At 70.6% G+C, this 26972-nt stretch carries 21 protein-coding genes; 10 read left to right on the top strand and 11 right to left on the bottom strand.

Features of this window, described 5'->3' with window-relative positions:
* Window positions 1–25: 25 nt before the first annotated feature.
* From tgmA to J8403_RS40730, 3 genes are all read left to right on the top strand, one after another.
* The gene (tgmA, locus tag J8403_RS40740; RefSeq protein ID WP_211127578.1) at window positions 26–217 is read left to right on the top strand and encodes a putative ATP-grasp-modified RiPP; all 192 of its coding nucleotides are present in this window, start codon (window positions 26–28) and stop codon (window positions 215–217) included.
* Window positions 218–232: 15 nt separating this feature from the next.
* Entirely contained in the window at window positions 233–1171 is a 939-nt protein-coding gene (gene tgmB, locus J8403_RS40735) for an ATP-grasp ribosomal peptide maturase (RefSeq protein ID WP_211127577.1), read from the top strand.
* A gap of 243 nt (window positions 1172–1414) precedes the next feature.
* The gene (locus J8403_RS40730) at window positions 1415–3247 is read left to right on the top strand and encodes a glycoside hydrolase family 15 protein (RefSeq protein ID WP_211127576.1); all 1833 of its coding nucleotides are present in this window, start codon (window positions 1415–1417) and stop codon (window positions 3245–3247) included.
* A 62-nt stretch (window positions 3248–3309) separates the two neighbouring features.
* On the opposite strand, the gene J8403_RS40725 is transcribed toward J8403_RS40730, so the two are convergent.
* Entirely contained in the window at window positions 3310–4929 is a 1620-nt protein-coding gene (locus tag J8403_RS40725; RefSeq protein WP_211127575.1) for a GMC oxidoreductase, read from the bottom strand.
* Window positions 4930–5290: 361 nt separating this feature from the next.
* Between J8403_RS40725 and J8403_RS40720 the strand changes: the two genes are divergently transcribed.
* Window positions 5291–8668 carry a pyruvate carboxylase gene (locus tag J8403_RS40720; RefSeq protein ID WP_211127574.1) on the top strand — a complete coding sequence of 1126 codons (3378 nt, stop codon included), beginning with the start codon at window positions 5291–5293 and terminating at the stop codon, window positions 8666–8668.
* A 191-nt stretch (window positions 8669–8859) separates the two neighbouring features.
* Here J8403_RS40720 and J8403_RS40715 read toward each other — a convergent pair whose 3' ends face one another.
* The gene (locus J8403_RS40715; RefSeq protein ID WP_211127573.1) at window positions 8860–10338 is read right to left on the bottom strand and encodes an MFS transporter; all 1479 of its coding nucleotides are present in this window, start codon (window positions 10336–10338) and stop codon (window positions 8860–8862) included.
* Window positions 10335–10925: a TetR/AcrR family transcriptional regulator gene (locus J8403_RS40710; protein WP_211127572.1), complete on the bottom strand. Its 591-nt coding sequence runs from the start codon at window positions 10923–10925 to the stop codon at window positions 10335–10337. Before J8403_RS40710 ends, J8403_RS40715 begins: the two co-directional genes overlap by 4 nt.
* Before the next feature lie 247 nt (window positions 10926–11172).
* Between J8403_RS40710 and J8403_RS40705 the strand changes: the two genes are divergently transcribed.
* A complete protein-coding gene (locus J8403_RS40705) occupies window positions 11173–12021 on the top strand; it encodes a hypothetical protein (RefSeq protein WP_211127571.1) in 849 nt (282 codons plus the stop codon).
* 54 nt (window positions 12022–12075) lie between these two features.
* Here J8403_RS40705 and J8403_RS40700 read toward each other — a convergent pair whose 3' ends face one another.
* A complete protein-coding gene (locus J8403_RS40700; RefSeq protein ID WP_211127570.1) occupies window positions 12076–12606 on the bottom strand; it encodes a MarR family winged helix-turn-helix transcriptional regulator in 531 nt (176 codons plus the stop codon).
* 169 nt (window positions 12607–12775) lie between these two features.
* Here J8403_RS40700 and J8403_RS40695 point away from each other — a divergent pair, with 169 nt between their 5' ends.
* Window positions 12776–14398, top strand: coding sequence for a purple acid phosphatase family protein (locus J8403_RS40695; protein WP_211127569.1), 1623 nt, complete (start codon window positions 12776–12778; stop codon window positions 14396–14398).
* Window positions 14399–14435: 37 nt separating this feature from the next.
* Window positions 14436–14837, top strand: a complete 402-nt coding sequence (locus J8403_RS40690) for a DUF3662 domain-containing protein (RefSeq protein WP_211127568.1) — start codon at window positions 14436–14438, stop codon at window positions 14835–14837.
* Between the two features lie 48 nt (window positions 14838–14885).
* On the opposite strand, the gene J8403_RS40685 is transcribed toward J8403_RS40690, so the two are convergent.
* Window positions 14886–17342, bottom strand: a complete 2457-nt coding sequence (locus J8403_RS40685) for a GH92 family glycosyl hydrolase (RefSeq protein WP_211127567.1) — start codon at window positions 17340–17342, stop codon at window positions 14886–14888.
* 129 nt (window positions 17343–17471) lie between these two features.
* Between J8403_RS40685 and J8403_RS40680 the strand changes: the two genes are divergently transcribed.
* A complete protein-coding gene (locus J8403_RS40680) occupies window positions 17472–18419 on the top strand; it encodes a right-handed parallel beta-helix repeat-containing protein (protein WP_211127566.1) in 948 nt (315 codons plus the stop codon).
* Between the two features lie 75 nt (window positions 18420–18494).
* Here J8403_RS40680 and J8403_RS40675 read toward each other — a convergent pair whose 3' ends face one another.
* The 6 genes from J8403_RS40675 to J8403_RS40650 all read right to left on the bottom strand — a co-directional run bounded on the left by J8403_RS40675 (window position 18495) and on the right by J8403_RS40650 (window position 24649).
* The gene (locus J8403_RS40675; RefSeq protein ID WP_211127565.1) at window positions 18495–19295 is read right to left on the bottom strand and encodes a sugar phosphate isomerase/epimerase family protein; all 801 of its coding nucleotides are present in this window, start codon (window positions 19293–19295) and stop codon (window positions 18495–18497) included.
* A 4-nt stretch (window positions 19296–19299) separates the two neighbouring features.
* The gene (locus J8403_RS40670; protein WP_211127564.1) at window positions 19300–20160 is read right to left on the bottom strand and encodes a carbohydrate ABC transporter permease; all 861 of its coding nucleotides are present in this window, start codon (window positions 20158–20160) and stop codon (window positions 19300–19302) included.
* Window positions 20150–21103: a carbohydrate ABC transporter permease gene (locus J8403_RS40665; RefSeq protein WP_211127563.1), complete on the bottom strand. Its 954-nt coding sequence runs from the start codon at window positions 21101–21103 to the stop codon at window positions 20150–20152. Before J8403_RS40665 ends, J8403_RS40670 begins: the two co-directional genes overlap by 11 nt.
* A gap of 12 nt (window positions 21104–21115) precedes the next feature.
* Window positions 21116–22429, bottom strand: a complete 1314-nt coding sequence (locus J8403_RS40660) for an ABC transporter substrate-binding protein (RefSeq protein ID WP_211127562.1) — start codon at window positions 22427–22429, stop codon at window positions 21116–21118.
* Between the two features lie 38 nt (window positions 22430–22467).
* Window positions 22468–23598 (bottom strand): mandelate racemase/muconate lactonizing enzyme family protein, encoded by a 1131-nt coding sequence (locus tag J8403_RS40655; protein ID WP_211127561.1) that lies wholly within the window; start codon window positions 23596–23598, stop codon window positions 22468–22470.
* 64 nt (window positions 23599–23662) lie between these two features.
* Window positions 23663–24649 carry a hydroxyacid dehydrogenase gene (locus J8403_RS40650; RefSeq protein WP_211127560.1) on the bottom strand — a complete coding sequence of 329 codons (987 nt, stop codon included), beginning with the start codon at window positions 24647–24649 and terminating at the stop codon, window positions 23663–23665.
* Between the two features lie 114 nt (window positions 24650–24763).
* Here J8403_RS40650 and J8403_RS40645 point away from each other — a divergent pair, with 114 nt between their 5' ends.
* Both J8403_RS40645 and J8403_RS40640 read left to right on the top strand, forming a co-directional pair.
* Window positions 24764–25714, top strand: a complete 951-nt coding sequence (locus J8403_RS40645) for a LysR substrate-binding domain-containing protein (RefSeq protein WP_246586227.1) — start codon at window positions 24764–24766, stop codon at window positions 25712–25714.
* A gap of 126 nt (window positions 25715–25840) precedes the next feature.
* A complete protein-coding gene (locus tag J8403_RS40640) occupies window positions 25841–26659 on the top strand; it encodes a DUF4142 domain-containing protein (RefSeq protein WP_211127558.1) in 819 nt (272 codons plus the stop codon).
* The last annotated feature ends 313 nt before the right edge of the window (window positions 26660–26972 follow it).

Genomic DNA, 26972 nt, shown 5'->3' with positions numbered 1-26972 from the left:
TACATGGAGCACCAAGAGGTCACTCATGCAGCCCTTCGTACTGAAGCACGCAATCCCTGCCGAGCGGTCGTCGGGCACTGTTCCCTACGCCTATAACGCCGCCCTGCAGTTGAATGTCCTCTCCGACGGCCGTCCGGCCATCGCCGACCGGGCGGTGCTGCTGGCCACCGGCACAACCACGTCCACAGCTGGTTCGAAGACGCACTTCGACGACTGACCTGCGCATACGTCGATGACGGTACTCATCCTGACCTGTCGCCAGGATGTCACGGCCGACTTGGTGGTGGCAGAGCTGCGCGAACAAGGCGTCCCTCTGGTGCGTTTCGATCCGGCGGACCTTCCGGATCAGGCCGGGCTGTCGGTCGAATTCGATCGCGGCGACTTCACGGGATATCTGTCGACCGAGGGACGCCTCGTCAGCATCCACGGTGTGCGGTCCATCTGGGTGCGCAGGCCGGGGCGGCCCGCGGCCCACGCGGCGAATCCATCGGAGTGGCTGACGGCCGAGTGCGGACAGGCGCTCTACGGGATGCTCTACGCGACAACGGCCCGCTGGATGAACCATCCGGCGGCCGCCGAACCGGCCCGGCACAAACCGTTCCAGTTGCGGGTCGCCCAGCACAGCGGTTTCGCCGTGCCCTCGACTCTGGTCACCACCTATCCACGCGCGGCGCGCGATTTCGCGGTCCAGTGCACGGACATCGTGGTGAAATCCGCGTCCGGTCCACCGACCGCCGATCCGCCGGTCGCACTGCCTACTACCCGTATCGGACCGGACACGGATTTCTCCGATGTCGCGGCCGGGGCGACCCTTCTTCAGCGGTACATTCCCAAAGCGGCCGACATCCGGCTGTTCTGCGTCGGCAGCGAGTTATTCGCCGCGCGCAAGACCGCCGCCTCGGGGCAGGTGGACGGGCGCTATGGATGTCATGGACACACCTGGGAAGCCGTGGATGTGCCCGCCAGAATCGCGCGCGCCGTTCATGAGTACATGACGCTCACCGGTCTCGCCTACGGGGCCTTCGACTTCGCCGAGGACGCCGATGGTCTTTGGTGGTTCCTGGAGTGCAACCAGGGTGGCCAATTCGGCTTTGTCGAGCTGGAGACCGGTCAGCCCATCGCGGCGGCGGTCGCGTCCTGGCTGGCGGCACCCGGCGCCGCCCACCGGTGACGACCGGGCCCGCAGCACCGTGCCTCCGGAGGCGGCGCGAGTGATCACCGGGCCGGTGCGGGAGGGCGGTTCCGTCCCCGTACGCGCCGGCCCGGGGCGCCCACGAGCGCCCCCGCGCACAGACCGTGACGGCCGGCTACGCAATGATCCGGCACCGGGCCGGGCCGGCCCGCCGGTCGTATGCTGAAGCGAGAGTCCGCGTTACCCAGGGTTTCCGCCCCTCCCTCAGTGCGGGAGGTTCCGATGACCGTCGCCGACAGCGTCCGCCACCCCACGGACGCGTCCCGCTATGTGCCGATCGCCGAACACGGTCTGATCGGCGATCTGCGCACCGCCGCGCTCGTCGATACCAGCGGCACCATCGACTGGTACTGCCCGGTCCGGTTCGACGCGCCCAGTGTGTTCGCGTCGATCCTGGACGCCGACCGCGGTGGTTCGTTCCGGCTCACGCCGGAGGTGCCCGCCCGGACGAAGCAGTTCTACTTCCCCGACACCAACATCCTCATCACCCGCTTCTTCGCGGACGACGGGGTCGCCGAGGTCCAGGACTTCATGCCGATCGTGGACGACTCACGCGAGGCGGACCGGCACCGGCTGATCCGCCGGGTGCTGTGCGTGCGCGGATCGCTGCCCTTCACCGCACGGGTGGCGCCCCGGTTCGACTACGCCCGGCAGTCGCATACGGTGCGCGCCGAGGAGGGGCTCACGATCTTCGAGTCCCCGGAGCTGTCGCTGGCGCTGACGTCCAGCGTCACCGTGGAGACCGACGGGGCCGATGCGGTCTCCACGTTCAAGCTGGTCGAGGGCGAGGCCGCGGTCTTCGCGCTCGACCGGATCGGCGGCACGGTGCAGCCGCGGCACTGCCCGCAGGGGGAGGCGGAGGAGTTGTTCGACGCCACCGTGCGCTACTGGCGCCGCTGGCTCTCGCAGTCCCGCTACCGCGGGCGGTGGCGGGAGATGGTGCACCGCTCGGCGCTCACCCTCAAGCTGCTCACCTACGCGCCGACCGGCGCCATCGTGGCGGCCCCGACGACCAGCCTGCCCGAGCAGATCGGCGGCGAGCGCAACTGGGACTACCGCTATGTGTGGGTCCGCGACGCCGCGTTCTGCATCTACGCGCTGCTGAGGCTGGGCTTCACCCAAGAGGCAGAGGCGTTCGTGCGGTTCCTGTCCGAGGACATCACCTTCGACAGCGGCCCCGGCGGCCCGATGCAGATCATGTACGGCATCGACGGCCGCAGCGAGATCCCCGAGCAGATCCTCCCCCATCTGGAGGGCCATCAGGGCTCCGCCCCGGTCCGGGTCGGCAACGCCGCGGTCCACCAGCTCCAGCTGGACATCTACGGAGCGCTGGTGGACTCCCTCTATCTCTATGACAAGTGGGGGCAGCCGCTGGCCAGCGACCACTGGGACACCGTCAGCGACGCGGTCGGCTGGGTCTGTGACAACTGGGACCAGCCCGATATGAGCGTCTGGGAGACCCGCTCCGGACCGCAGTACTTCCTGTACTCGCAGCTGATGTGCTGGGTCGCGATCGAGCGGGGGATGCGCATCGCCCGCCACCGCGGCCTGCCCGCGGACATGGCCCGCTGGTCGAAGGCGCGCGATGACATCTACCGCCGGATCATGCGCACCGGCTGGTCGCCGCGACGGCAGGCCTTCGTCCAGCGCGAGGGCGAGGAGGTGCTCGACGCCTCGGTGCTGATGATGCCGCTGTCCAAGTTCATCTCCCCCACCGACCCCAAATGGCTGTCCACGCTGGACGCGCTGGGCGAGGAATTGGTGTCCGATTCGCTGGTCTACCGCTACGACCCCACGGTCAGCCCGGACGGGCTGCGCGGTGAGGAGGGCACCTTCTCGATCTGCTCGTTCTGGTACGTCGAGGCGCTGTCCCGGGCCGGACGCGTGGACGATGCGCGGCTGGCCTTCGAGAAGATGCTCACCTACGCCAACCACGTCGGGCTGTACGCGGAGGAGATCGGCCGCACCGGTGAGCAGATCGGCAACTTCCCGCAGGCGTTCACCCATCTCGCGCTCATCAGCGCCGCGTTCAACCTGGACCGGGCCCTGGGCTGACCCCGCGGGCGCGGTGGACCGCTGGACAGGCGGCCGGTGTGCGGCGGCTCATCGGCCGCGCGTCACCGGCCGCCGACGCGGTCCTCGGCCAGCACCCGGGCCATGGTGCGCTCGGCCAGGGCGGTGATGGTGACGAACGGGTTGACGCCGATGGAGCCGGGGATGAGGGATCCGTCGGTCACATAGAGGCCGTCGTAGCCGGTCACCCGGCCGTACGCGTCGGTGGCCCGGCCCAGGACACAGCCGCCCAGCGGGTGGTAGCAGAAGTCGTCGGCGAAGGCCCGGGTGTCGCCGAAGAGGTCATAGCGGTAGATGGTGGCGTTGGCGGAGTTGACGCGGTCGAAGAGCGCCTTGGCCGCGGCGACCGAGGGCGCGCTCTGGGCGCGGGTCCAGTTGAGCACGGTCGTGTCCTTCGCCGCGTCATAGGTGAAGGTGGCGCGCTCGGGGTTGCGGGTGATGGCGAGGTAGAGGCTGACCCAGGTCTCGAGGCCGGCGGGCAGCGGGGCGATCTCGGCGAAGACCGGGTTGGCGGTGTTGGACCAGTCGTCGATCGCCAGCACCGGGATGGTGGACTGACGGGCGCCGGTCGGGTGCCACACATGGTTGGCGCGGCCGAGCATGACATTGCCGTTGCCGCCCCAGCCCCGGCCGACCTCCGCGCTCAGCTCGGGCAGGGCGCCGGTATCGCGGGCGCGCAGCAGGAGTTCGGTGGTGCCGAGGCTGCCCGCGCCGAGGAACAGCGAACCGCAGGTGATCTCGTCGGTGGAGACGACGGTGCCGGTGGTGTCGATGCGCTCCACGGTGAGGGCATAGCTGCCGTCGGGCGCCCGTCGCAGGGCTCTGACGCGGCTGAGGGCGTGCAGGGTGACCTGGCCGGTGCCGAGCGCGGCCGCGAGATAGGTCTTGTCGAGGCTGCGCTTGCCGAAGTTGTTGCCGTAGATGACCTCCTGGGCGAGCGCGGACTTGGTCGCCGTTCCGTCGGCCTCGCGCCGCATGTAGTCGAAGTCGTAGACGTTGGGCATCAGGACGGTCTTCAGGCCCGCCCTGGCGGCCTGGTCGCGGGCGACGCGGGCGTAGGTGTACCACTCCGTGGCCTCGAACCACGCGGAGGGCACGGTGGTGGCGCCGAGCATGCGGTTGGCCAGCGGGAAGTAGGTGTCGTACATCGGGTCCGCGGCCACCTGCGGCAGCATCTGCTGGAAGTACGAGCGTGGCGGGGTGACCGCGATACCGCCGTTGACCAGCGAGCCGCCGCCGACCCCGCGGCCCACGTAGACGGACATGCCGGGGAAGCGGACGCGGTCCAGGACGCCGGGGTAGGGGGTGATGTCCTTGTTGATGACGTCCAGCCACAGGAAGGTGGACAGGGGCGCCTCGGTTCTGGTCTTGAACCACATGGAGCGCTGATCGGGGGCGGTCATCGAGCAGTGGACCCGGCCGTCGGGGCCAGGGGTGTCCCATAACCGCCCCATCTCCAGGATGAGGGTTCTGATGCCTGCCTCGCCGAGCCGGAGCGCGGCCACGGCCGCGCCGTAGCCCGAGCCGACGACGACGGCGGGGACGTGTTCGGCTCGCTCGGCGGCGGCCGCCGGGGCGAGGCCGATGCGGGTGAGTCCGAGGGCCGCCGCGCTCTGCAGGGCGGCCATACCGAGAATATGACGACGCGTCAGGTTTGCTGTCATGGCGGCATGATGAGCGGAATCACCAGATCTCGCCATGGCATGACACAAGGTCGTTTTCGGCGGTCATTTTCGGCATCGGAGGGCTTGTGCGTGTTCTCGTTATTTACCAATTACTGTCGCATCCGCGCTTCTCGATCCCGGTATTCGGAACGGCGTTCCGGGGCCGGATACAGCACCACCCGGCGCGGCCGCGGGACCACTCTCCGTGTTTACGGCGACCATGGGTGGCGAGGACCGGGTGCCATCCCGCACGCCATCCACGAGAACTCGATCACACCCCGGGCGTCCTGCGTGGTACGCGGCAGTAGTGTTCGCCGACAAGCGTGTGTTGTAGGTACCGGGCAGGTAGAAGGGATCGGGCATGTTCCGCAAGGTGCTGGTCGCCAATCGTGGAGAGATCGCCATTCGCGCCTTCCGCGCCGGCTATGAGCTGGGCGCGAGAACCGTAGCCGTGTTCCCGCATGAGGACCGCAACTCGCTGCATCGGCTCAAGGCCGATGAGGCGTATGAGATCGGTGAGCCGGGCCATCCGGTGCGGGCCTATCTCTCCGTCGAGGAGATCGTCCGCGCGGCGCGCAGTGCGGGCGCGGACGCCGTGTATCCCGGGTATGGCTTTCTGTCCGAGAACCCCGATCTCGCACGTGCGTGCGAGGAGGCGGGGATCACGTTCGTGGGGCCCAGCGCGCAGATCCTGGAGCTCACCGGGAACAAGGCGCGCGCGGTGGCCGCCGCCCGCGCGGCCGGGGTGCCGGTGCTCGGCTCCTCCGAGCCGTCGACCGATGTGGACGAGCTGGTCCGGGCCGCGGACGAGCTCGGCTTCCCGGTGTTCGTCAAGGCCGTCGCCGGTGGTGGCGGGCGCGGGATGCGCAGGGTCGAGAGCCGGGAGACGCTGCGTGAGTCCATCGAGGCGGCGGCGCGGGAGGCCGAGTCCGCCTTCGGCGATGCCACGGTCTTCCTGGAGAAGGCGGTGGTGGAGCCCCGCCATATCGAGGTGCAGATCCTCGCCGACGGGCAGGGCGACGTCATCCATCTGTTCGAGCGCGACTGCTCGGTGCAGCGGCGCCACCAGAAGGTGATCGAACTGGCGCCGGCGCCCAACCTCGATCCGGAGCTGCGGGCGCGGATCTGCGAGGACGCGGTGAAGTTCGCCCGGCAGATCGGCTATCGCAACGCCGGCACGGTGGAGTTCCTGCTCGACCGCGACGGCCGCCATGTGTTCATCGAGATGAATCCGCGGATCCAGGTCGAGCACACGGTGACCGAGGAGATCACCGATGTCGATCTGGTCCAGTCGCAGCTGCGGATCGCCGCCGGCCAGACGCTGGCCGACCTCGGCCTCGCCCAGGACACCGTGTATGTGCGGGGTGCGGCGCTGCAGTGCCGGATCACCACCGAGGACCCGGCCAACGGCTTCCGCCCGGACACCGGCATGATCAGCGCGTACCGCTCACCGGGCGGCTCGGGCATCCGGCTGGACGGTGGCACCACCCACTCCGGTGCGGAGATCAGCGCCCACTTCGACTCGATGCTGGTCAAGCTGACCTGCCGGGGACGGGACTTCGCGACCGCGATCGGCCGCGCGCGGCGTGCGGTGGCCGAGTTCCGCATCCGCGGCGTGTCCACGAACATCCCCTTCCTCCAGGCGGTGCTGGACGATCCGGACTTCCGGGCCGGGCAGGTCACCACGTCGTTCATCGAGCAGCGGCCGCATCTGCTGACCGCGCGTCACTCCGCCGACCGCGGTACCAAGCTGCTCACCTATCTCGCCGATGTCACGGTGAACAAGCCGCACGGCGAGCGGCCCCATCTGATCAACGCGACCACCAAGCTGCCCCCCATGCCGGACACCGAGCCGCCCGCCGGCTCCAAGCAGCGGCTCACCGAGCTGGGCCCGGAGGGTTTCGCACGGTGGCTGCGCGAGTCGCCCACCATCGGGGTCACCGACACCACCTTCCGGGACGCCCACCAGTCACTGCTGGCCACCCGGGTCCGCACCAGGGACCTGCTGGCCGTGGCCCCGGTGGTGGCGCGGAGCGTGCCGCAGCTGCTGTCGCTGGAGTGCTGGGGCGGGGCCACCTACGACGTGGCGCTGCGCTTCCTCGCCGAGGACCCGTGGGAGCGGCTGGCCAAGCTGCGCGAGGCGGTGCCCAACATCTGTCTGCAGATGCTGCTGCGCGGCCGCAACACCGTGGGCTACACGCCGTATCCGACCGAGGTGACCACCGCCTTCGTACAGGAGGCCACGGCCACCGGGATCGACATCTTCCGCATCTTCGACGCGCTGAACGACATCGGGCAGATGCGGCCCGCGATCGACGCGGTACGGGAGACGGGCTCGGCCATCGCCGAGGTGGCGCTCTGCTACACCTCCGACCTGTCCGATCCCTCGGAGCGGCTCTACACCCTCGACTACTATCTGCGGCTCGCCGAGCAGATCGTGGACGCGGGCGCGCATGTGCTGGCCATCAAGGACATGGCGGGGCTGCTGCGCGCCCCGGCCGCGGCCACGCTGGTCTCCGCGCTGCGCAGGGAGTTCGACCTGCCGGTGCACATCCACACCCATGACACCGCCGGCGGTCAGCTCGCCACCTATCTCGCGGCGATCCAGGCCGGTGCGGACGCGGTGGACGGCGCGGTGGCCTCCATGGCGGGCACCACCTCCCAGCCGTCGCTGTCGGCCATCGTGGCCGCCACCGACCACTCCGACCGGCCGACCGGGCTCGACCTCGAGGCGATCGGCGGCCTGGAGCCGTACTGGGAGGCCGTGCGCAAGATCTACGCACCGTTCGAGGCGGGCCTCGCCTCGCCGACCGGGCGGGTGTACCACCATGAGATCCCCGGTGGTCAGCTGTCCAATCTGCGCACCCAGGCCATCGCGCTCGGCCTCGGCGACCGCTTCGAGGACATCGAGGCGATGTACACCGCCGCGGACCGGATGCTGGGCCACCTGGTGAAGGTGACCCCGTCGTCGAAGGTGGTCGGCGATCTCGCGCTGCACCTGGTGGGGGCGGGGGTGTCGCCGGAGGACTTCGAGGCGGATCCGGGCCGGTACGACATCCCGGACTCGGTCATCGGGTTCCTCCGCGGCGAGCTGGGCAATCCGCCGGGCGGCTGGCCCGAGCCGTTCCGCGGCAAGGCGCTGGAGGGCCGCGCCGCCGCCAAGCCGACGGCCGCGGAGCTGTCCACGGAGGACCGGGAGCAACTGGAGAAGGATCCGCGGGCGACGCTGAACCGGCTGCTGTTCCCCGGCCCGACCAAGGAGTTCGAGGCACATCGGCAGGCCCACGGCGACACCAGCGTGCTGGACAGCAAGGACTTCTTCTACGGGCTGCGCCCGCGGCATGAGTACACGGTGGACCTCGAGCCCGGGGTCCGGCTGCTGATCGAGCTGGAGGCCATCGGCGACGCCGACGAGCGCGGTATGCGCACGGTGATGGCCTCCCTGAACGGCCAGTTGCGCCCGGTCCAGGTGCGGGACAACTCGGCGGCCTCCGACGTACCGGCCACCGAGAAGGCCGACCGGAGCAACCCCGGCCATGTGGCGGCGCCCTTCGCGGGTGTGGTGACGCTGGCGGTGGCCGAGGGCGATCAGGTGGAGGCCGGTGCCACCCTGGCGACGATCGAGGCCATGAAGATGGAGGCCACCATCGCGGCCCCGAAGAGCGGGACCGTGTCGCGCATCGCCATCAGCGCGATCCAGCAGGTGGAAGGCGGCGATCTGCTGGTCGCCCTCAGCTGAGCCGGCAGCGCCGACGAGCCGCCGCCACCGGTCCCCGGCCCTCGGGTCAGGGGTACTCGGTGGCGGCGGCTTCGTATGCCCGCGGGAAGTGGCGGCTTCGTGCCCGCGGAAAGGTGTCCACCGCCGACCGGGCGACCATGCTTCTCGGCCCGTACACCGGGTACGTCCATACCGCCCGCGGAGGATCCCGATCAGATCGAGGAAGCGTTCTCCGGCCTCGGGGGCCCGTCCGTGAGTTCCTCCACCGGCTGACCCCCGGGTGGCCCCGCCGCGCGCCCCGGCAGCCTGGTGGCCGGCAGCGCACCGGCGGCGGCCACGGCCGCGAGGACCGTCAGCGCCGGCCCCATGGCCGAGAGGAAGGCGTCGGGCGCCCAGCCCGGCCCGTCGCCGGACGGCCGTCCGGTGGCGGCGCCCGGCCCGGCCACGCTCATCAGCGTGGTCGCGGCGGCGACCCCCAGCGCGGGGCCGATGTTCATGGCGGTCTGCTGGAGCCCGCCCGCCACCCCGGCGGTGTCCACGGACGCGTCGCGCACCACGACGGTGGTCGCGGTGACCATCACGGTGACGAAACCCGCGCCCAGCACGAGAAAGCATCCGCCGATCGCCTCGGCGCCCGAGTCCCGGCCGAGACGGGACATCAGCAGCACACCGGCCGCCACCAGAACCATCCCCGCCACCGTCGTCCGGCGGGGTCCTTGACGGCGCATCAGCAGGGCTGCCACCGGCGCGCCCAGCACCATCATCACCGCCAGCGGGAGCGCCCTCAGCCCGCTGGCGAGCGGATCCAGCGCGAGCACGTCCTGCAGATAGTAGGTGCCGAGGAAAAGCGTCCCGAACAGTGCGGCCGACGCGGACACCAGCACACCGAGCGCCGGGCCGGCGGTGGCCGACCGCAGCAGACCCGGCGGCACCAGCGGATGTTCCGTACGGCGCTCATGCCATACGAAGACACCTGCGGCCACCACGGCGGCCGTCGGCCCGAACGCGGTCGCCACCGTCCAGCCGGTTTCGCAGACGCCGACGAGCGTATGCACCAGCCCGGCCAGCGCCACCGCGAGCAGAGCGGCACCGGGCAGATCGAGCCGTGGCCGGGCGGCCTCACGGGGCGCCGTCGGGGCCCGGACGGCGAGTGCGGCCAGGCCCATGGCCAGGGCGGGTGCGACATTGAGGAAGAACACCGCCCGCCACCCCAGTTGGGTGGTCAGCGCCCCGCCGACCAGCGGACCTGCCGCGGCCGCCAGCCCGATGGCGGCGGTCCGCACCGCGAGGGGCCTGCCGAGCCGGTCGGGCGGATACGCGGCGCGCAGCATCCCGAGGGTGGCGGGTTGCAGCAGCGCCCCGAAGACCCCCTGGGCGACCCGCAGCCCGATCACCCAGCCGATGCCGCCCGCGAGCCCGATACCGGCCGAGGCGGCGCCGAAACCCAGCATCCCGATGGCGAAGACACGCCGATGGCCGTAGCGGTCACCGAGGCGGCCCGCGAACACCAGCAGACTCGCCACGGCGATCAGATATCCGGTACTGGTCCACTGGACCTGGGCGAACGTGGCATGCAGATCCCGCCGCAGAAGGGGCTGGGCGACGGTCAGCACGGTGCCGTCGAGGGCGACGATCACGGCCCCGGTGACGCTGCCGGCGAGGGTGAGGCGCCGTGCGCGCGGGGCACTCATCGGGCCTCCGGGCCGAGGTGCGCGTCGAGCGCGGCACGCAGCAGCGGCTCGACGTCGTCCAATCCCGCCGCGAGCTGAAGACTGCCCCAGCCCCACAGCTGGGCGATGCCGTGCAGATTCGCCCACAGCGCGCCCGCGACGATCCGTGGCTCCGCACCGGATTCCGGCCGGACCCTGGCCACCAGGTCGACGAGGACGGCGAACAGCGGCAGGCTCGTCTCCCGCAGGCCGAGCTGGTTGCTCTCCAGAAGATCGTGGCGGAACATCAGCTCGAACATGCCGCGGTTGGTCAGCGCGAAGTCGAGACAGCTCCGCGCCAGAGCCGTCAACTGCCCGCGCGGATCGCCCTCATGAGCGGCGATGGCCGCACCGGCCTGGTCGGCCAGGCTCTCGAAGCCGCGTCGCGCGATGGCGGACAGCAGGGCCAGATGCGTCGGGAAGTAGCGCCGCGGCGCCCCGTGGGACACCCCGGCCCGACGGGCGATCTCCCGCAGCGAAAGGGCCTGCGCCCCCTCCGCCTCCACCAGCCCCACTCCGACGTCCACCAATCGGGACCGGAGACCCGAGTCCTGCTCACGCTCATGCATAGACACTGTCTACCAGAGCGGAGTAGACAGTGTCTACGCGTTCAGGATCGCGAATGAATAGCCATCACCAGAGACCAGAGAGCCTGCGAAGCAGCAAAAAAGGGGCATCGAGGTTCATCTATGTGAATTCCATTCTGAGGTAAAGAACGGCTCGTGAGCCTTGACGGTCCATTTGGTCCGGTCCAATGTGCGTGGTGCGCCATGAGCACGCCACTCCTTTACCGGATCAGGAAGGAAGTCAACGACCATGGCTGAACCCCTCGTTCCCCGCTCGTTAAGCCGCCGCCGGGTCCTCGGCTCGATGGCCGCGGCCGCCGTCGGAACACCGATCGCGCTCGGGCAACTGACCTCGGGGGCCACCCCGGCCTCCGCCGCCTCCCGGGCCGCGGCCGCGCAGTTGCTCTGGCATCCGAACCCGTCCAGCGCCGGGCTCAAGGCGTTCGAGGGCATCGAGGCCGACCGGGGCAACGCACACCCCGACCGGGACTATGTGGTCGTCGAGGGCGGTGACCACTACCGCTTCAACATCTGGAAGGACGATCGGGACACCACCGGTGGCGGCGACCGCCAGCGCACCGAGTCCAAGGGGATGGTGCAGGACGGCACCACCCTGAAGATGCGCGACGGTGAGACATGGACCATCAGCTATGAGATGTTCATGCCCACCTCGCTGCACGGCACCAGCAAGTTCACACACATCTTCCAGACCAAGACCCCGGCGGACAACGGCGGTCCGTACATCACCCTGGACCTTGGCCGCAGTGGCGGCACGGAAACGCTGCGGGCCCGTGCGTACGCCAACTCCGGCTCGCCGGACATCGCCTCGACCAATCTGTCGCCGCTGCGCAACAAGTGGATCACCATCGAGTGGACGCTCACCATCGGCTCGAAGGGCAAGGCGGCCTTCGTGGCACGCAACGGCACCGGGTCCGGCGCCCCGGTCGCGGTCCAGGGCAGCATGTCCAATGTGAAGATGCCCGACCAGGACGACTACCAGCGGCCCAAGTGGGGCATCTACCGCTCGGTCGAGAGCGCCTCGTCGGACATCCTCGACACCTATCTGCTGTTCCGGAACTTCCAGGCGTCCAAGGCCTAGCCGGCGGCCGCTCCCGCGGCGGTGACGTGGGGCCCGCGGCGCCCCGGCCCCGCGTCACCGACCGTCGGACACGTCGGACACGTCGGCTACCTCGGACGCGCCGGGCGCGCCCGACACCGGCAGATGGCGCGCCACCGACGCGTTGAGCCGCTCCAGGAACTCCGTCAGCCGGGCGAGGTCCTCGTCCGGCCAGTCCGCGACGGCCTCGCCCAGCAGCCGGGTCCGGCGGGCGGCCGCCAGCTCGATATGGCGGCGCCCGGCGTCGGTCAGCTCCACCCTCCGTACCCGCCGGTCCACGGTGTCCCGCACCCGGGTCACCAGCCCTGCCACCGTCAGCCGGTCGACGACGCGCACGGCGCGCGCCCGGTCGGACAGCAGCAGGGCGGCGATATCGGACACGGCGGGGCCCGGCGGGGAGCTCGCCTCGACGAAGCGCAGCACCCGGTAGCCGGTCGGGGTGACATCCGCGGGCAGTCCGCCCAGGAAGCGCTCCCGTACCAGCGGTCCGTACAGCCCGAACCGGGCGTGCCGCAGCTCCCGCAGCACCGCGTCCAGCCCGCGCAGCTCCTCGTCCCGATCGTTCACGGGGACCAGCGTGCTGCGCCGCCACCGCCTCTGGCAACGGACATCCGCCACCGGCCACCGAGATGGTTGTCCGGGTTCGCCGTCCGGTCGTCCGGCGGTAGCCCGCCGTGCCGTGGTGTTCACGGCGCCACGGTGTCAGGCGGTGGCGGGCGCATGGGAGCTTCGCCCCATGACGACGACACCGAAGACCACGGGCACCACATCGACGGAGTCCCGGGTGAGCCGCCGGGGGCTGCTGGGCGCGGCCGGCGCGGCGGCGGCCGGTGCGGGCACCTTGATCTCCCCACAGGAGGCGGTGGCGGCCTCGCCGGTGCTGTGGACCCGCCCGGAGGGGTCCGGGATGCCACCGGTGAGCGGGCTGCATCTGCAGTTCGGGGCCGACGCCGCCCGGGAGGTCGTGGTGTCCTGGCAGACGCCGGTCCCGGTGAGACGGCCACGTGTCATGTTCGGCACCCCGGCCCATGGCATGGGCACCGAGGTCACCGCGCGGACCACCTCCTACCGGGACGCCAAGTCCCAGCAGAGCATCTACGTCCATCACGCCCGGCTGAGCCGGCTGCGCCCCGGCACCGGCTATGTCTACGCCGCCGTCCACGACGGGGCGACACCGGAGGCGGGGTCGTTCCACACCGGGCCCGGTGGCCGGGCACCGTTCACCTTCACCAGCTTCGGCGACCAGGGCACACCCACGGTGGGCAAGCTGAACGGGCCCAAGCCGCCGAAGATCACCGAGAAGCTCACCTATCTCAACGACAACCTGGGCTCGCCGTACGCCAATGACGTGACCACCGCCGTCGAGCGGATCGCGCCGTTGTTCCATCTCATCAACGGCGATCTGTGCTACGCCAATCTCTCCGAGGACCGGCTGCGCACCTGGTCGGACTGGTTCGACATGACCAGCCGGTCCTCGCGGTTCAGGCCGTGGATGCCCGCGGCCGGCAACCACGAGAACGAGCTGGGCAACGGGCCCATCGGGTTCGCCGCCTACCAGGCGTACTTCTCGCTGCCCGGCAACGGCGGCGACCCCGAGACCCAGGGGCTGTGGTACGCCTTCACCGTCGGCTCGGTGCGGGTCGTGAGCCTGGCCAATGACGACGTGGCCTATCAGGACGCCGGTAACACCTATGTGCGCGGCTACTCCGGCGGGGCCCAGCGGCGCTGGCTGGAGGCCGAGCTCGCACGGGCCCGGGCCGACCGGGACATCGACTGGATCGTGGTCGTCATGCACCAGGTGGTCGTCTCCACGGCCGACCACCCGGGCAACGGCGCCGATCTCGGCATCCGGCAGGAGTGGCTGCCGCTCTTCGACACCTACGGCGTCGACCTGGTCGTCTGCGGCCATGAACACCACTACGAACGCTCCCACCCCGTCCGTGGCCGGGAGCCCAACGACACGATGACGCCGACCCCCGCCGCCACCCGCACCGATCTGGTGGACACCACCGAGGGCACCGTCCATATGGTCATCGGTGGCGGTGGCACCTCGGTCCCGTCGATGGACGTCCTGTTCGACACCCCGCGGTGCAATGTCATCACCGGTGTCGGAGCCACCGGTGCCAATGGCCACAAGACCCCGGTCTATGTGACGGAGGCGGCCCCGTGGTCGGCGGTGCGCGACCGGGTGAACCCCTACGGCTTCGCCGCGTTCTCCGTCGACCCCGGCACCGAACCGGGCGGCCCCACCACGATGTCGGTGACCTATTACGCGGTCACCGGGCTCTACGGCCGCGTGGAACCGGTGGACACCTTCACCCTCCGGCGGACCCGCGGTGACGGTGAGCCGCGCCGATGAGGGCATGAGGTGATCCGTATCGGGAACGCGGGAGGGCATGCAGACGCTGAACCGATGGGAACGGGCGATAGAGCGCTGGGAGAAATCGCTGCTGGCCAAGGTGGTCCGCAGCGAGCCCGTCGAACTCCTCGGCGCGCTCAAACGTGAATGCGACAGCCACGCCGTGGTGTGCGGACCGACCCGGGTGGTGGTGCCCAACGTCTATGACGTCGAGCTGGCCGACGCGGTCCATGAGGAGCTCACCCGGCGTGGCTGTCAGGTGGGACAGGAGCTGACGGACCACCTGGTGCGTCATGCGGAGGACAAGGGCTATGAGTGGGCCGGCCCGCTCACCGTGCATGTGTCCCGGTCCGGCCGGGTGCCCAACGGCAGGTATCGGGTGGCGGGCCGGCCCATGGCCCATATCCGCGCCGACACGTTCGCCGACGCGCCGGCCTAGGGTCTGTCGTTTGGATCCGGCCTGATCCGAACGACAGACCCCAGTGCGTCAGCGGGGCAGCCCGCCCGGGTCGGTGGCCCAGGTGGTGTCGGGCCGGTCGGCCAGGTCGAAGGCGAGCGAACCGCCCTGGCGCAGGAACGAGCCGTCGAGCCATGAGGTGGCGTGCGGCCTGCCGTTCACCCGGACCGCGTGCACATAGAGGTGGCTGTCGGACGCGTCCGGGGCGCCGATGGTCAGAGCGCGCCGCTGCCCCGCCGGGGCGATCACCGCACGGGGGAAGAGCGGTCCGGTGAGCAGGGCCTCGGCACGCCCCGGGGCCTGGGGATAGATGCCGAGCGCCGCGAACACGTACCACGCGGACATGGTGCCCAGGTCGTCGTTGCCGGGCAGCCCCTTCGGCCCGGTTCCGTACACGGTGGCGACGATCTGGCGCACCGTCTCCTGGGTCTTCCAGGGCTGCCCGAGCGCGTTGTAGAGCCAGGGCGCGTGGATGCCGGGTTCATTGGTGGGGTCGTAGCGGAGCGGATCGCCGCCGCGGACCGACCAGGAGCCGTCGGGCTTGTGGAAGAAGCCGTCCAGCCGGGCCGCCGCGCTCTCGCGTCCGCCCATGGCCTCGGCGAGGCCCTGGACGTCCTGCGGCACCATCCAGGTGTAGGTGGCCGCGCTGCCCTGGGCGAATCCCCGGTCGGACGCCGGGTCGAAGGGGGTCACCCAGGAGCCGTCCCGGTTTCTGGCCTGGGTGTAGCCAGCCGTGCCGGTGGCCTGGGGGTTGAACACGTTGCGCCAGTAGCCGCCGCGCGCGCCGAGCTCATCGGCCTCCTCGTTCCGGCCGAGCAGCCGGGCCCAGCGGGCGAGCGCGTCGTCGGCGACGGAGTCCTCCAGGGTCTCCGCGGCGCCGCCCCAGCAGTGGCAGGCGCCCTGCGCCGCGTACCCCGAGTCCAGGTACTGGGCGAGGTTCGGGCGCTGGCCCTCGCACTGTCCCGGGCAGCCCTTGTCGGAGAGCCCGTCGGGGTGCGGGACGGTGGCCTGGCGGTAGAGGGAATCGAAGGCGCCCTTGGCGTCGAAGTTCCGTACCCCCATGGCGTAGAAGGTGGCGAGCGTGGCGGCGGAGGGGTCGCCCGTCATCACATGGGTGGCGCCGCTGATGTGCACCCAGCGGTCCCACACCCCGCCGTTCTGCCGGGCGAAGTTGAACAGCGACTGGGCGAAGTCCCCGGCGACCTCGGGCTGGAGCAGGGCGAGCAGCTGTACCTGGGCGCGGTACTGGTCCCAGCCGGAGAAGTTGCTGTACTGCGCCGTCTGCCCGCGCTCGACGCGGTGCGGTGTGCCGTCCATGCCCGGGTAGCGGCCGTCGGTGTCGCTGATCAGGTTGGGCTGCTGCAGCGCGTGGTAGAGGGCGGTGTAGAACGCGGTGCGGCGCGGTTCGCTGCCGCCGCTGATCCGGATGGCTCGCAGCCGGCGGTCCCAGGCGGCCCGTCCGGCCGCCGCCACATCGGCGACGCTCGCCCGGGGCGCTATCTCGGCGCGGAGGTTGGCCTCGGCGCCCGCGAGGGAGACGTACGAGATGCCGAGCCGCATCCGGACATCGTTGTCCCGCGTGGTGTCGAAGCCGACGTATCCGCCGGAGCCGCGCCCTGCCCGGTCGGCGCCGGTGAGATAGCCCTCGCCACCGTCGGCGGTGGTGGCGCCGGGTGAGAGCCGGTCGTTCTCCCAGGTGCCCACGGTGGAGAAGGCGCGGTCGAACGAGGCGCTGAAGTGGAGGCGGTAGTAGGTGGTGCGGTTGTTCTCCCCACCGTTGGCGCGTCGCCCGCAGAACGCGCCGGTCAGCACCCAGCCGGTGACCTTGCGGCGCTGGGCGTCGATCTCGATATGCGCGTTCTCGCTGCCGTTGAGGGAGTTGGAGGTGCGGAACAACAGTCGGGCCGGGGCGTCCTGGGGGAAGGAGAAGTCGGCGACTCCGGCCCGCTCGCTCACCGCGAGATCGGCGGCCGCGCCCGAGTCGAGCCCCACCCGGTAGCGCCCGGGCTCGGCCTTCTCCTGGTCGTGCGAGAAACCGGCGGCGTACTTCTGGTCCTTGGTGTCGGCGGTGGGCGAGCTGTCGACCTCGCCCACGAACGGCATGATCGGCACATCGCCCGCGGCTCCGGGGTGGCAGCCCGCGCCGTTGACATGGGTGAGGCTGAAGCCCCGGACCCGGGTGGTGTCGTAGGAATAGCCGTTGGCCGCCGCGGTGTTGGTCTGGTCGCCCGCGGTGCTGGTCGGCGACCAGGCGATCATGCCGAACGGCAGATTGGCGCCGGGGTAGGTGTTGCCGCCGCCCGCCGAGCCGATCAGCGGGTCCACGTAGTCGACGGGGTGACGTACCTCGTCGGCCCGTGGCGCGGCGCTCGCCGCGGGGGCCTCGACCAGCGGGGCGAGCAGTGCGCCGATCGCCACCGCCACTCCCCCGCCGGCCAGCGCCGATCGGCGCCCGAGTCTCTTTCGCCGCGCTCTGTGCGTCTCCATCGGGATCACGCCCTTCCGTGTGTCGGTGTGAACTTAAGGGCGCACGGTGACGGTGGAGTGAACCGGAGGGCGGCGAGGGGCGGGTGGCATCGGGACCGGTCCCCGGGACCCGGGTCTACGGTTCCCGCCATGCGGATCACATGGAGAATCGTCCTCGGCTTCCTCGCCGTCTCGGTCCTCGCCCTCCTGGCCGCCCTGACGAGTCCGTCGTGGCCCCGGGATCGGGGCGCGGACGGCGGCGCGGGCACCGGCGCGCCGACGGGGGCGCCCGCCGCCGTGCGGGGGGCCGCGCCCTGCACCCTGCACGCCGCCACCCCGCGGGAGGCGGCGCGCCGGGCGAGGCCGGGGGACACCGTCTGCTTCGACGGCGATCTGTCCCGGCGGCGGCTGGTCATCACCAGGGGCGGAAGCCGGGAGCACCCGATCACCTACGCCGGGGGCGGTGACGCGGTGGACGGCGTCACCATCGAGGCCGACGATGTGATCGTCGAGGGGTTCCGGGCCGTCCGCCCGGAGGCGCCCGGGATCGAGCTGACCGGCCACCGCGTCACCGTGCGGAACAACACCGTGATCGGCCCGCGGGGCGGGGACGGTGACGGTATCCGGTTCTTCGGCGACGATCTGACCATCGCGCACAACACCGTCCGCGACACCGACAACAGCCACGGCCGGCACGCCGACTGCATGCAGACCTTCGCCAGCGACACCCCGCCCAGCCACCGGGTCCGCATCGAGAACAACCGCTGCGAGAAGGTGGACAACATGTGTCTGATGGCCGAGGGCCCGAACGACGGCGAGGGCGACGGCCGGGGCACCACCGCCGACTTCACCATCCGGGGCAACCACTGCGAGACGCTGCGCGCCTCCCAGGCCCTGATGTTCGAGGACGTGCAGAACGCCACCATCACCGGCAATGTGTTCGCCGCCCCCACCGATCACGCCATCGGCCTCGCCCACCACTCGACCGGCGCCCGGGTCGACGGCAACACCCTCCACTCCGGTATCCGCTACGAGGTGGGCATCGACGATTCGTCCAGGGCGGGCTACCGGGGCCCCGAGCCGGGTGGTCTGCCGTAGGAGCCTCTGGGAGGAGGGCCGGGGGGAGCGGGGGCGCGGGGTTCTCCCGCTCCCCCCGGTGAGCGGGGCGCCCGGTCAGACGGCCGCGGCGCCCGCCGCCTCGCGTGCCGCCGCCAGATCGGCCACCAGGCGTTCCTCGACCGGGACGCCGGAGTCGGAGTACTGCCCGGACAGGCACACCGGGCCCGTATAGCCGAGCTCCGCCAACTGGCCGAGCGCCGCCGACCAGTCGGCCAGCCCGTCGGGGCCCGGCACGAACCACGGTTTCCAGTGGCCGCCGACGGCTCCGGCGGCCGGTTCGGTGCGCACGTGGATGACGTTCTTGAGGTTGACGATGCCGAGCCGCTCGGCGACCAGGGGCAGGGTGACCCGTGGATCGTCGCCCGCCAGCGCGTCGTGGGCGGCGTCCCAGATCACCCGGAAGTGCTGAACCGGAAGGCCGTCGAGGAGGTCCATCACCCCCAGCGCGGAGGACACATAGCGGCCGTGGTGCGGCTGCACCCCGACCTGGACGCCGTACCGCTCCGCGAGGGGCACCGCGTCCTCCAGCCGCTTCCGTACGCGGCGGACCGAGGCGGCATAGCCGTCGGGGCCCAGCTCGGCCATGACCCGGATCATCGGCACACCGGCCTCCCGGCAGGCCGCGAAGACGGGCTCGCGGAGATCGCCGGCCACGCTGATCACCTCGACGCCCTCGGCCCGCAGCCGCGCGGTGAACTCCGGCAGCAGCCGTCCGGCTTCGGCCGGGGTGACATGGGCGGTGTCCCGGACCGGGATCTCGGCGCCGGCGAAACCGAGGCCGGAGATCAGCGGGCCCAGGGAGTCGGCCGGCAGTGCGGACCACGGTTTGGTGAAGACGGACCAGAGAAATGTCATGGTGTCAGCGGCCTCCGAGCCCGCTCATGGTGATGCCTTTGACGAACCAGCGCTGGGTGAGGAAGAAGAGCACGATGAGCGGCACGGTGGTGATGGCGGCCGCCATCAGCAGCAGATTCCACTGGGTGCCATTGGTGGACTGGAACACCTGGAGGCCGACCGCCGCGGTCCTGGTGGAGTCGCTGTTGGAGATCACCAGCGGCCAGAGCAGGTTGTTCCACTGGCTGATGAACTTGAACACCGCGAGGGTGGCGATGGCCGGGACGGCGAGCGGGATGATGATCCGGATGAAGGTCTGCCAGCGGTTCGCCCCGTCCAGGCGGGCCGCCTCCTCGTAGTCGCGGGGGACGCCCAGGAAGAACTGGCGGAGCAGGAACACCCCGAGCGCGGTGAAGGCGTGTGGAAGGATCATCCCGGGCCAGGTGTCCACCCCGTGCATCTTCGCCACCAGGATGAACTGCGGGATCAGCGTGACCTGCGAGGGGATCATCAAGGTGGTCAGGTATACGCCGAACAGCAGGCCGCGGCCGCGGAAGCGGAGCCGGGCGAAGGCGTACGCGGCCAGTGCCGCGGTGGCCGTCTCCAGGAGCGCCGTACCGCCGGCGAAGATGATGGTGTTCAGCAGATAGCGGCCCAGGGGGACGAGGTCGAAGGCGCGGCCGATGTTCTCCGGATGCCAGCTGCCGGGCCACAGCGACGGCCGCGCCGCCATCGACTCGGTGTCGGACTGGAAGGCCACCAGCACCATCATCACGATGGGGGTGAGGGTGACCGCGGTGACCAGGAAACAGGTGAACACCAGCAGCCGCCGGGCCGCCACGGGCGAGCGGCGCAGCGCCGCGAGCGCGGGAACGTCAGAGGTCATAGTGCACCAGCCTCCGCTGGAGCAGGAACTGCGCCGCGGTGATGACCACGATGAACGCGAACAGCACCATCGATTGCGCGGCCGCGTAGCCCTGCTCGTAGTTCTCGAATCCGGTCCGGTAGATGTACATCACGAGCGTGGTGGTGCTGGTTCCCGGCCCGCCGTCCGTCATCACCAGGGCCTGGTCGAAGACCTGGAAGGAGCCGATGATGGAGGTGACGACGGTGAAGAACACCGAGGGCGACAGCAGGGGCAGTGTCACCTCGCGGAAGGTCCGCCAGGGCGAGGCCCCGTCCACCTTGGCCGCCTCGTAGAGCTGTTGCGGAATGGCCTGCAGCCCGGCGAGGAAGATCACCATGCCGAAGCCGAAGCTCTTCCAGACACTCATCACGATCAGGGCGGGCATGGCCCAGTCGTCCGAGATCAGCCAGGCCGGCCCGTCGATGCCGAAGACGCCGAGCACCGCGTTGACCAGCCCGTCGTGCGGAATGTAGAGCCAGACCCAGACGAAGGCCACCGCCACGGTGATCGTCGCGTAGGGCAGCAGAAGCAGCGACCGGAACACCGCCATGCGCCGCAGCCCCTGGTTGAGCAGCAGCGCCAGTCCCAGGCTGACCAGCAGGGTCAGCGGCACACTGACGAAGGTGAAGTACGCGGTGTTGCCGAGCGCCGACCAGAAGGTGTCGTCCGGTCCGAGCCGGGCGAAGTTGTCCAGTCCGATGAAGCGGGGCGGGCTGAACAGATTCCAGTCCAGCAGTGAGATCACCCCGGCCGCGATGACCGGTCCGGCGGTGAAGACCAGGAATCCGGCCAGGCTGGGCAGGAGGAACAGCCAGGCGGCGAGCGTCTCCGAGCCGTGCCGCCGGGGCCGGGGGCCACGCAGCGGGCCATGCGGTGTTCGCCGTGGGGCGGCGGTCGCCGCGGTGTGGGTGGGGGCAGCCATGGTGATCCTCCCTCAGGTGGCCTGGCGGACGGCGTCCCGGTGCTGGCGCATCAGGGCGTTCAGCCGTGGCATGACACCGTCGATCGTGTCGCCGGCGCTCTTTTGGCCGAGGAAGGCCCGGGGCAGGTCCTGGGCCAGCAGCAGCCGGACGCGGTTCCAGTTGGTGGTGACGTCGAAGGGATGGCCACCGGCGACCTCGCCCTTGAGGATCCGCTGGACGATGCCGAGGTTTTCGGGCGGCGGTTCGAAGGCGCTCGCGGCCGAGAGCCGCGCCGGGTTGTTGCGCCCGGCCCGTGCGTAGATGTCCAGCGCCCCCGTGCTGGTGAGGGTCTTCAGCAGCCGCCACGCCAGGTCGAGATCGTCGCCTTTGACCCCGGAGGGGATGGCGAAGCTGGAGCCCGACACCCGCGGCTTGCTTCCCGCCGGGCCCGCGGGGAAGGGGACGATGTCCCATTCGAAGGACGCCTTGCGGACGTTGAGCACCTGCCAGGGGCCGTTCTGCATGAAGGCCACGTTGCCCTGGAGGAAGTTGGCCAGGGCGGCGCCGGAGGCGTTCTGGGTGACCAGGTTGTCGATCGGCGGGGTGGCCCGGTCCTTGGTGAACAGGTCGACGACGTAGTGGATGGCCTGCATGGCCTCGGGGGCGTCCAGGGGGCTGGTGTCACGGTCCCCGTCGACGACATTGCCACCGGCGCAGTAGATCCAGGACACCAGGTCGTCGATGGTCGGCGAGCAGGTGAAGCCGTACTGGCCCTTCCGCTTGCTCAGCTCGATGGCCAGCCGCCGGAAGGTGTCCCAGCTCATGGGCTCGGTCGGGGAGGGCGGATCGACGCCGTTCCGCTCCAGCAGCGTCTTGTTGTAGTAGAGCACGGTCGGCGCCACGTCGAAGCCGATGGCGTAGGTGTGGCCGGCGAACGAGGAGATGGACCGGATGGCGGGGTAGAAGTCGTCCGGGTCGAAGTCGGGGTCGGCGGCGATGAGGTCGTCGAGCGGCCGGTGTGCGCCGCGTGAGGCGTAGGTGGGGATCAGCCAGCCGTTCAGGGCGGTGACCATGCTTGCCGTTCCGCTGACGAGCTGCAGGTCGAGTTTGGTGGGGTAGCCGTCGGAGGGGGTGAGTGTCGAGGCCGATCTGATGTGCATCCGCCGCTCGACGTAATGCCCGAAGTCGGTCCAGACCCGCTGCTCCTCGGGGCTGCTGGACCACATGGACCAGGTGGCCGTGCCGGGCGGCGGGCCCGAGGAGCAGCCGCTGAGGGCTCCCGTGGTGGCGAGCCCGCCGAGGGCCGCCCCCTTGAGCAGGGCACGCCGGGAAAGGCTGGAAGACATCGTCGTCTCCTCGCTGCTGGTTCGGGGTGCGGCCGGGTTCAGAGAAGGGCCAGGTCCAGGGATTCGGCGCGGATGCGTTCCTCGTCGACCTCGACACCGAGGCCGGGGCCGGAGGGGACGGTGGCGGTGGCCGCGACGATGTCCAAGTTCGCCACATAGAGATCGGCCAGCAGCTCCGGTCCGTTCAGCTCGGCGGGCAGGGCCAGTTCCAGCTGACTGAAGAGGTGCAGGGCGGCGGCGAAGCCGATCCCGCAGTCGGTCAGCCCACTGGCCAGCACCTCCAGCCCGCCCGCCAGCGCCACCTGGGCGGTCTTCAGGGCGTTGCGCAGTCCGCCGGACTTGCAGATCTTGACGACCACCAGATCGGCGGCGTCCAGGCGCAGTGTGCGGGCCAGGTCCTGGGCGGTGAAGCTGCCCTCGTCGATGGCGACCGGCAGGCCGATCAGATCCCGCACCCGGCGCAGGGCGAGGGTGTCGGTGCCCGGCACCGGCTGTTCCACGCAGTGGAGGTGCGGCACCTCGCGTACCGCGTCCATCAGCCGGGTCAGGGCGGTCGGCCGGTAGGACTGATTGGCGTCCAGCCACAGGGGTTTGCCGGCGGAGACCTCCGCGACCGCGGTGATGGCCGCGGTGTCCGCCACGGGATCGCCGCCGATCTTCACCTTGTAGGCGGTGTAGTCCGAGGACTGGAGCGCGTGCTCGCGGACGGCGGAGGGTTCGCCCACGCCGATGGCCGAGCAGAGCGGAACCGTGTCCCGGAGCTTGCCGCCCAGCAGGGCGTGGACGGGCAGCCCGGCCAGTTTGCCGGCCGCGTCGTGCAGGGCGATGTCGACCGCGGCCCGGGCGAACGGAAAGCCGTTGGACACCGCCGGGCTCAGCCGACGGCTCGCCCGGGCGTGGAACAACTCCACGTCGAACGGGGTGAGTTCGAGCAGAATGGGGGCCAGATGGCGCTGGATGACCACGGCGATCGTCTCGGCGGTCTCGTAGCTCCAGCTGGGCAGGGCCCGCTGTTCGCCCCAGCCGACGACCCCGTCCTCGGTGGTCAGCTTGACGAAGACGACCGCTCCCGCCTGATCGGGGGCGCCGACGGCGCCGCTGCCCAGCACGAACCGCCGGGCGAACGGCACGGCCACGGGGAAGACCTCGACCGCCGTGATACGCGACATGGTGAGTGACTCCTGTCCAAAAGGTCGATGACGCGAACGGCCGGGTACGGAGCGCGGAGGTGGCTCAGGCGGCGATGGGCCAGGAGGCGGGGTCGACGAAACTGGCACCGCGGACGCCCTTGTCCAGCCAGTCGGCGACATCCGCCAGCACATGGCCGGCCAGCGCCAGATGCCCGTCCACGGTGTCCCCGGCGATATGCGGGGTGAGCAGCAGATTCGGGCAGCTCAGCACGGACTCGGCGAGCTGCGGCGGCTCGGGGTCGAAGACGTCCAGCGCGGCGAACAGCCGCCCCGCCAGCACCTGTTCGAGGAGCGCGCCCTGGTCGACGGCCGGTCCCCGCGCGGAGTTGACGACCACGGCGTGGTCCGGGATCCGCTCGATGAGCCGGGCGCTCACCAGGCCACGGGTCTCGGCGACATCGGGGACGTGGACGGAGACGAACGGGCAGCCGAGCGCCTCCTCGAGCGTGGCGGTCCGTACCCCCAGCGCGGTGGCCCGCTCCTCGTCCAGATACGGGTCGTAGACCAGCACCTCGCAGCCGAACGGCCGGAGCAGGGTGATCAGGGCGCGGGCCGTGGAGCTCGCGCCGAGGATGCCCACCCGGTGGCCGGTGAGTTCCCCGCCCCGGAAACCGCTCTGCTTCCAGCCGCCGGCCCGGATGGCGGTGTCGAACAGAGGCAGCCGCCGGGCCAGGGTGAGCATCGCCGCCAGGCAGTACTCCCCCACGGACCAGGCGATCCGCCCGGCGGCCGAGAAGACCGTGACGCCCTGGTCGAGCACCTCGCGATCGATGAGCTTCTTCACCGTCCCGGCGGCGTGCGCCACCACCCGGGGGCCACCGCCGCCGGACCAGATCGCCCGGTCCAGATGGGGCGTGCCCCAGCTGGTCAGCAGTACGTCACTGCCCGCGGCGAGCCGGGCCACCACCTCCTCGGTCAGCGGCTCATCGGCCCAGGTCACTTCGTAACGTTCCTCGATCAGCTGCCGGGCCTCGGCGCTGATCACATCGGCGGCACGCTGGGGGGTCATGGCGACGGCGAGTCTGGACAACCTGGCTCCTCGGACGGGATCGGCGCGGATCTGCCCTGGCGGTCGTCATGACCGTAGAGGCGGGCCGCCATGCCCGTCCAAGCCCACTTTCGCATCGCCCCATACTCTGAGGGTATGAACCTCTCCCTGCAGCAGCTCCGTGGCTTCGTGGCGGTGGCGGAGGAGCAGCACTTCGGCCGGGCCGCCGCGCGCCTGAACATGACCCAGCCGCCGCTGACCCGTCAGATCCAGGCCCTGGAACGCGCCCTGGACGTCGTCCTGTTCGAGCGCACCGGGAGGGGCGCCCGGATCACCGCCGCGGGCCAGGTCTTCCTCGACCACTGCCACCGGGTCCTGGCCCTGCTGGACGCCGCGCCGACCGCCACCCGTCGCGCCGCCGACGGCCGCACCGGCACCCTGCGGCTCGCCTTCACCGCGATCGGCGCGTACGCCGTCCTGGCCGATGCCCTGGACCTGGTGAACCGCCACCTCCCCGACGTCACCGTCGAACTGACCGAACTGGTCAGCCCCGACCAGTTCGCCGCCCTCTCGGAGCTGCGCATCGACCTGGGTCTGGTGCGGCCGCCCATCCCGGAGGGGTACGCGTCGCTGCTGGTCCATTCCGAGGACCTGGTCCTCGCGGTCCCCGCCGACCACCCGCTGGCACATGCCGGCGACGACACCCCCGTCGCCCTGACGGAGGTGGCCGATGACTACATCGGGTACAGCCCCGAGGGTTCCCGCTATCTGCACGACATCTGCGCCGCCATGATCGGCGTGGACCGCTATGCCGTCAGCCAGTTGACCTCCCAGGTCCCCACCATGCTCGCCCTGGTCCGCGCGGGCCTGGGCTGCGCACTGATACCCCGCTCGATCATGACCATGGGGGTCCACGGCGTCCGCTACCGCGAACTGGCGCCCGCCGACGCCCACTCCGTCACCCTCCACGCCTGCTGGAGCCCCGACAGCCCCAACCCGGCGCTCCAGCGGCTGGTGGACGTCCTCGCCCGGGAGCGCCTGGGGAGCGGCGCCGTGACGCATGAGTCCGGAGGTGGCTGTGAGATAGGCCATACGCGGCCGAAGTAACGGCTCAAAGACGTATAAACAACCGCTGCGCCATTGAGCACGAACCCTCCACGGTCCGTATTCGCCGGTGCAAGCACGGGCAGACACTGCTCTGCACAACGACCGGCGTCCCCGCCAGGAGGCTCTATGCGATCCCGGTACTTCGTGACAGGTACCTCCCTCCTCATAGGTTCCGTGGTGGTCACCCTCGGCGTGATCATGTCGCCCGCCCTGACGGGTGTGCAGCAGGAGAACCAGACCAACCTGGCGAAGACGAACTCGACGCAGTACGGACCGCTCACCGGGGCCGACAAGGAGTTCGTGGTCAAGGTCCGGCTCGCCGGACTGTGGGAGTACCCCGTCGGTGAGCTGGCCCTCAAGAAGGGCACCACGGCGGCGGTGAAGACAGCCGGTGAGCATCTGATCGTGGGGCATGCGCAACTGGACGACGCCTCACGGGACATCGCACCCAAACTCGGCATCACCCTGCCCAACAAGCCCACGCCGCAGCAGCAGGGCTTCCTGGACACCCTCACGGCCGCCACGGGCAAGGACTTCGACAGCCAGATGGCCCAGATCCTGCGCATCACCCACGGCCAGATCTTCAGCTCCATCGCCAAGATCCGGGCGACCAGCAAGAACACCCTGGTGCGTCAGCTCGCCACGCAGGCCAACAACACGGTGCTGGACCACATCACGCAGATGGAGAACACCGGGATGGTCGACTACGAGCGGCTTCCCGCGCAGATCACCCAGACTCCGACCCAGGGCCCGGACTTCACCAAGCCGGTGATGCCCAAGCCCGGGGAGCCGATGGTGGTCCTGAAGAAGCCGGCCTCGCTCGAGGGCAAGGGCGAACCGCCCACACCGTCCCCGCCCGCCCCGGTCGACGACGCGCCGGGCTCCTCGGCCTCCCCGGATACTCCGGGCGCGGCCTCTTCCCCCTCCGCGCCCGCCGTTCGGTAACACACCGTCAGGACAGCGCAGACAAGCCGGGTGAAACGCGGGCGGTTTCCGCCACATCGGTACCGTCAATTCTCGCCACTCTGTGCGGCACAGGGGGGCGAAACGGCCCTGGGAGCGCCTCGTGGGCCCCCCTGCCGGGCACCGCGCCGCGTTCCGGTTCCCTGCGTATGCGTACTCGACCATCGCACGACCGTCTACTGACCCATCCACCATGCCTGCAATGTGACGGTGGAATATGCGCCCGCCCGTCTGTGGCCCGGTGGGCCCCGAAGCCGCTATGAATCCGTTCAGAGGGCCGGTGACCGGGCCAGGC

Source organism: Streptomyces yatensis, from assembly GCF_018069625.1.
GTDB classification, from domain to species: Bacteria; Actinomycetota; Actinomycetes; order Streptomycetales; family Streptomycetaceae; genus Streptomyces; species Streptomyces yatensis.
The sequence above is the reverse complement of the archived record's forward strand: the minus strand, read 5'-3'. Positions and strand labels throughout refer to the sequence as shown.

Coding starts and splice junctions, on each gene's coding strand:
- J8403_RS40715 (WP_211127573.1), bottom strand. CDS start 10,338: ATGAGTGCCCCGCGCGCACGGCGCCTCACCCTCGCCGGCAGCGTCACC.
- J8403_RS40675 (WP_211127565.1), bottom strand. CDS start 19,295: ATGACATTTCTCTGGTCCGTCTTCACCAAACCGTGGTCCGCACTGCCG.
- J8403_RS40665 (WP_211127563.1), bottom strand. CDS start 21,103: ATGGCTGCCCCCACCCACACCGCGGCGACCGCCGCCCCACGGCGAACA.
- J8403_RS40730 (WP_211127576.1), top strand. CDS start 1,415: ATGACCGTCGCCGACAGCGTCCGCCACCCCACGGACGCGTCCCGCTAT.
- J8403_RS40645 (WP_246586227.1), top strand. CDS start 24,764: ATGAACCTCTCCCTGCAGCAGCTCCGTGGCTTCGTGGCGGTGGCGGAG.
- J8403_RS40640 (WP_211127558.1), top strand. CDS start 25,841: ATGCGATCCCGGTACTTCGTGACAGGTACCTCCCTCCTCATAGGTTCC.
- J8403_RS40680 (WP_211127566.1), top strand. CDS start 17,472: ATGCGGATCACATGGAGAATCGTCCTCGGCTTCCTCGCCGTCTCGGTC.
- J8403_RS40720 (WP_211127574.1), top strand. CDS start 5,291: ATGTTCCGCAAGGTGCTGGTCGCCAATCGTGGAGAGATCGCCATTCGC.
- J8403_RS40705 (WP_211127571.1), top strand. CDS start 11,173: ATGGCTGAACCCCTCGTTCCCCGCTCGTTAAGCCGCCGCCGGGTCCTC.
- J8403_RS40725 (WP_211127575.1), bottom strand. CDS start 4,929: ATGACAGCAAACCTGACGCGTCGTCATATTCTCGGTATGGCCGCCCTG.
- J8403_RS40695 (WP_211127569.1), top strand. CDS start 12,776: ATGACGACGACACCGAAGACCACGGGCACCACATCGACGGAGTCCCGG.
- J8403_RS40670 (WP_211127564.1), bottom strand. CDS start 20,160: ATGACCTCTGACGTTCCCGCGCTCGCGGCGCTGCGCCGCTCGCCCGTG.
- J8403_RS40655 (WP_211127561.1), bottom strand. CDS start 23,598: ATGTCGCGTATCACGGCGGTCGAGGTCTTCCCCGTGGCCGTGCCGTTC.
- J8403_RS40660 (WP_211127562.1), bottom strand. CDS start 22,429: ATGTCTTCCAGCCTTTCCCGGCGTGCCCTGCTCAAGGGGGCGGCCCTC.
- J8403_RS40685 (WP_211127567.1), bottom strand. CDS start 17,342: ATGGAGACGCACAGAGCGCGGCGAAAGAGACTCGGGCGCCGATCGGCG.
- tgmB (WP_211127577.1), top strand. CDS start 233: ATGACGGTACTCATCCTGACCTGTCGCCAGGATGTCACGGCCGACTTG.
- J8403_RS40690 (WP_211127568.1), top strand. CDS start 14,436: ATGCAGACGCTGAACCGATGGGAACGGGCGATAGAGCGCTGGGAGAAA.
- J8403_RS40710 (WP_211127572.1), bottom strand. CDS start 10,925: ATGCATGAGCGTGAGCAGGACTCGGGTCTCCGGTCCCGATTGGTGGAC.
- tgmA (WP_211127578.1), top strand. CDS start 26: ATGCAGCCCTTCGTACTGAAGCACGCAATCCCTGCCGAGCGGTCGTCG.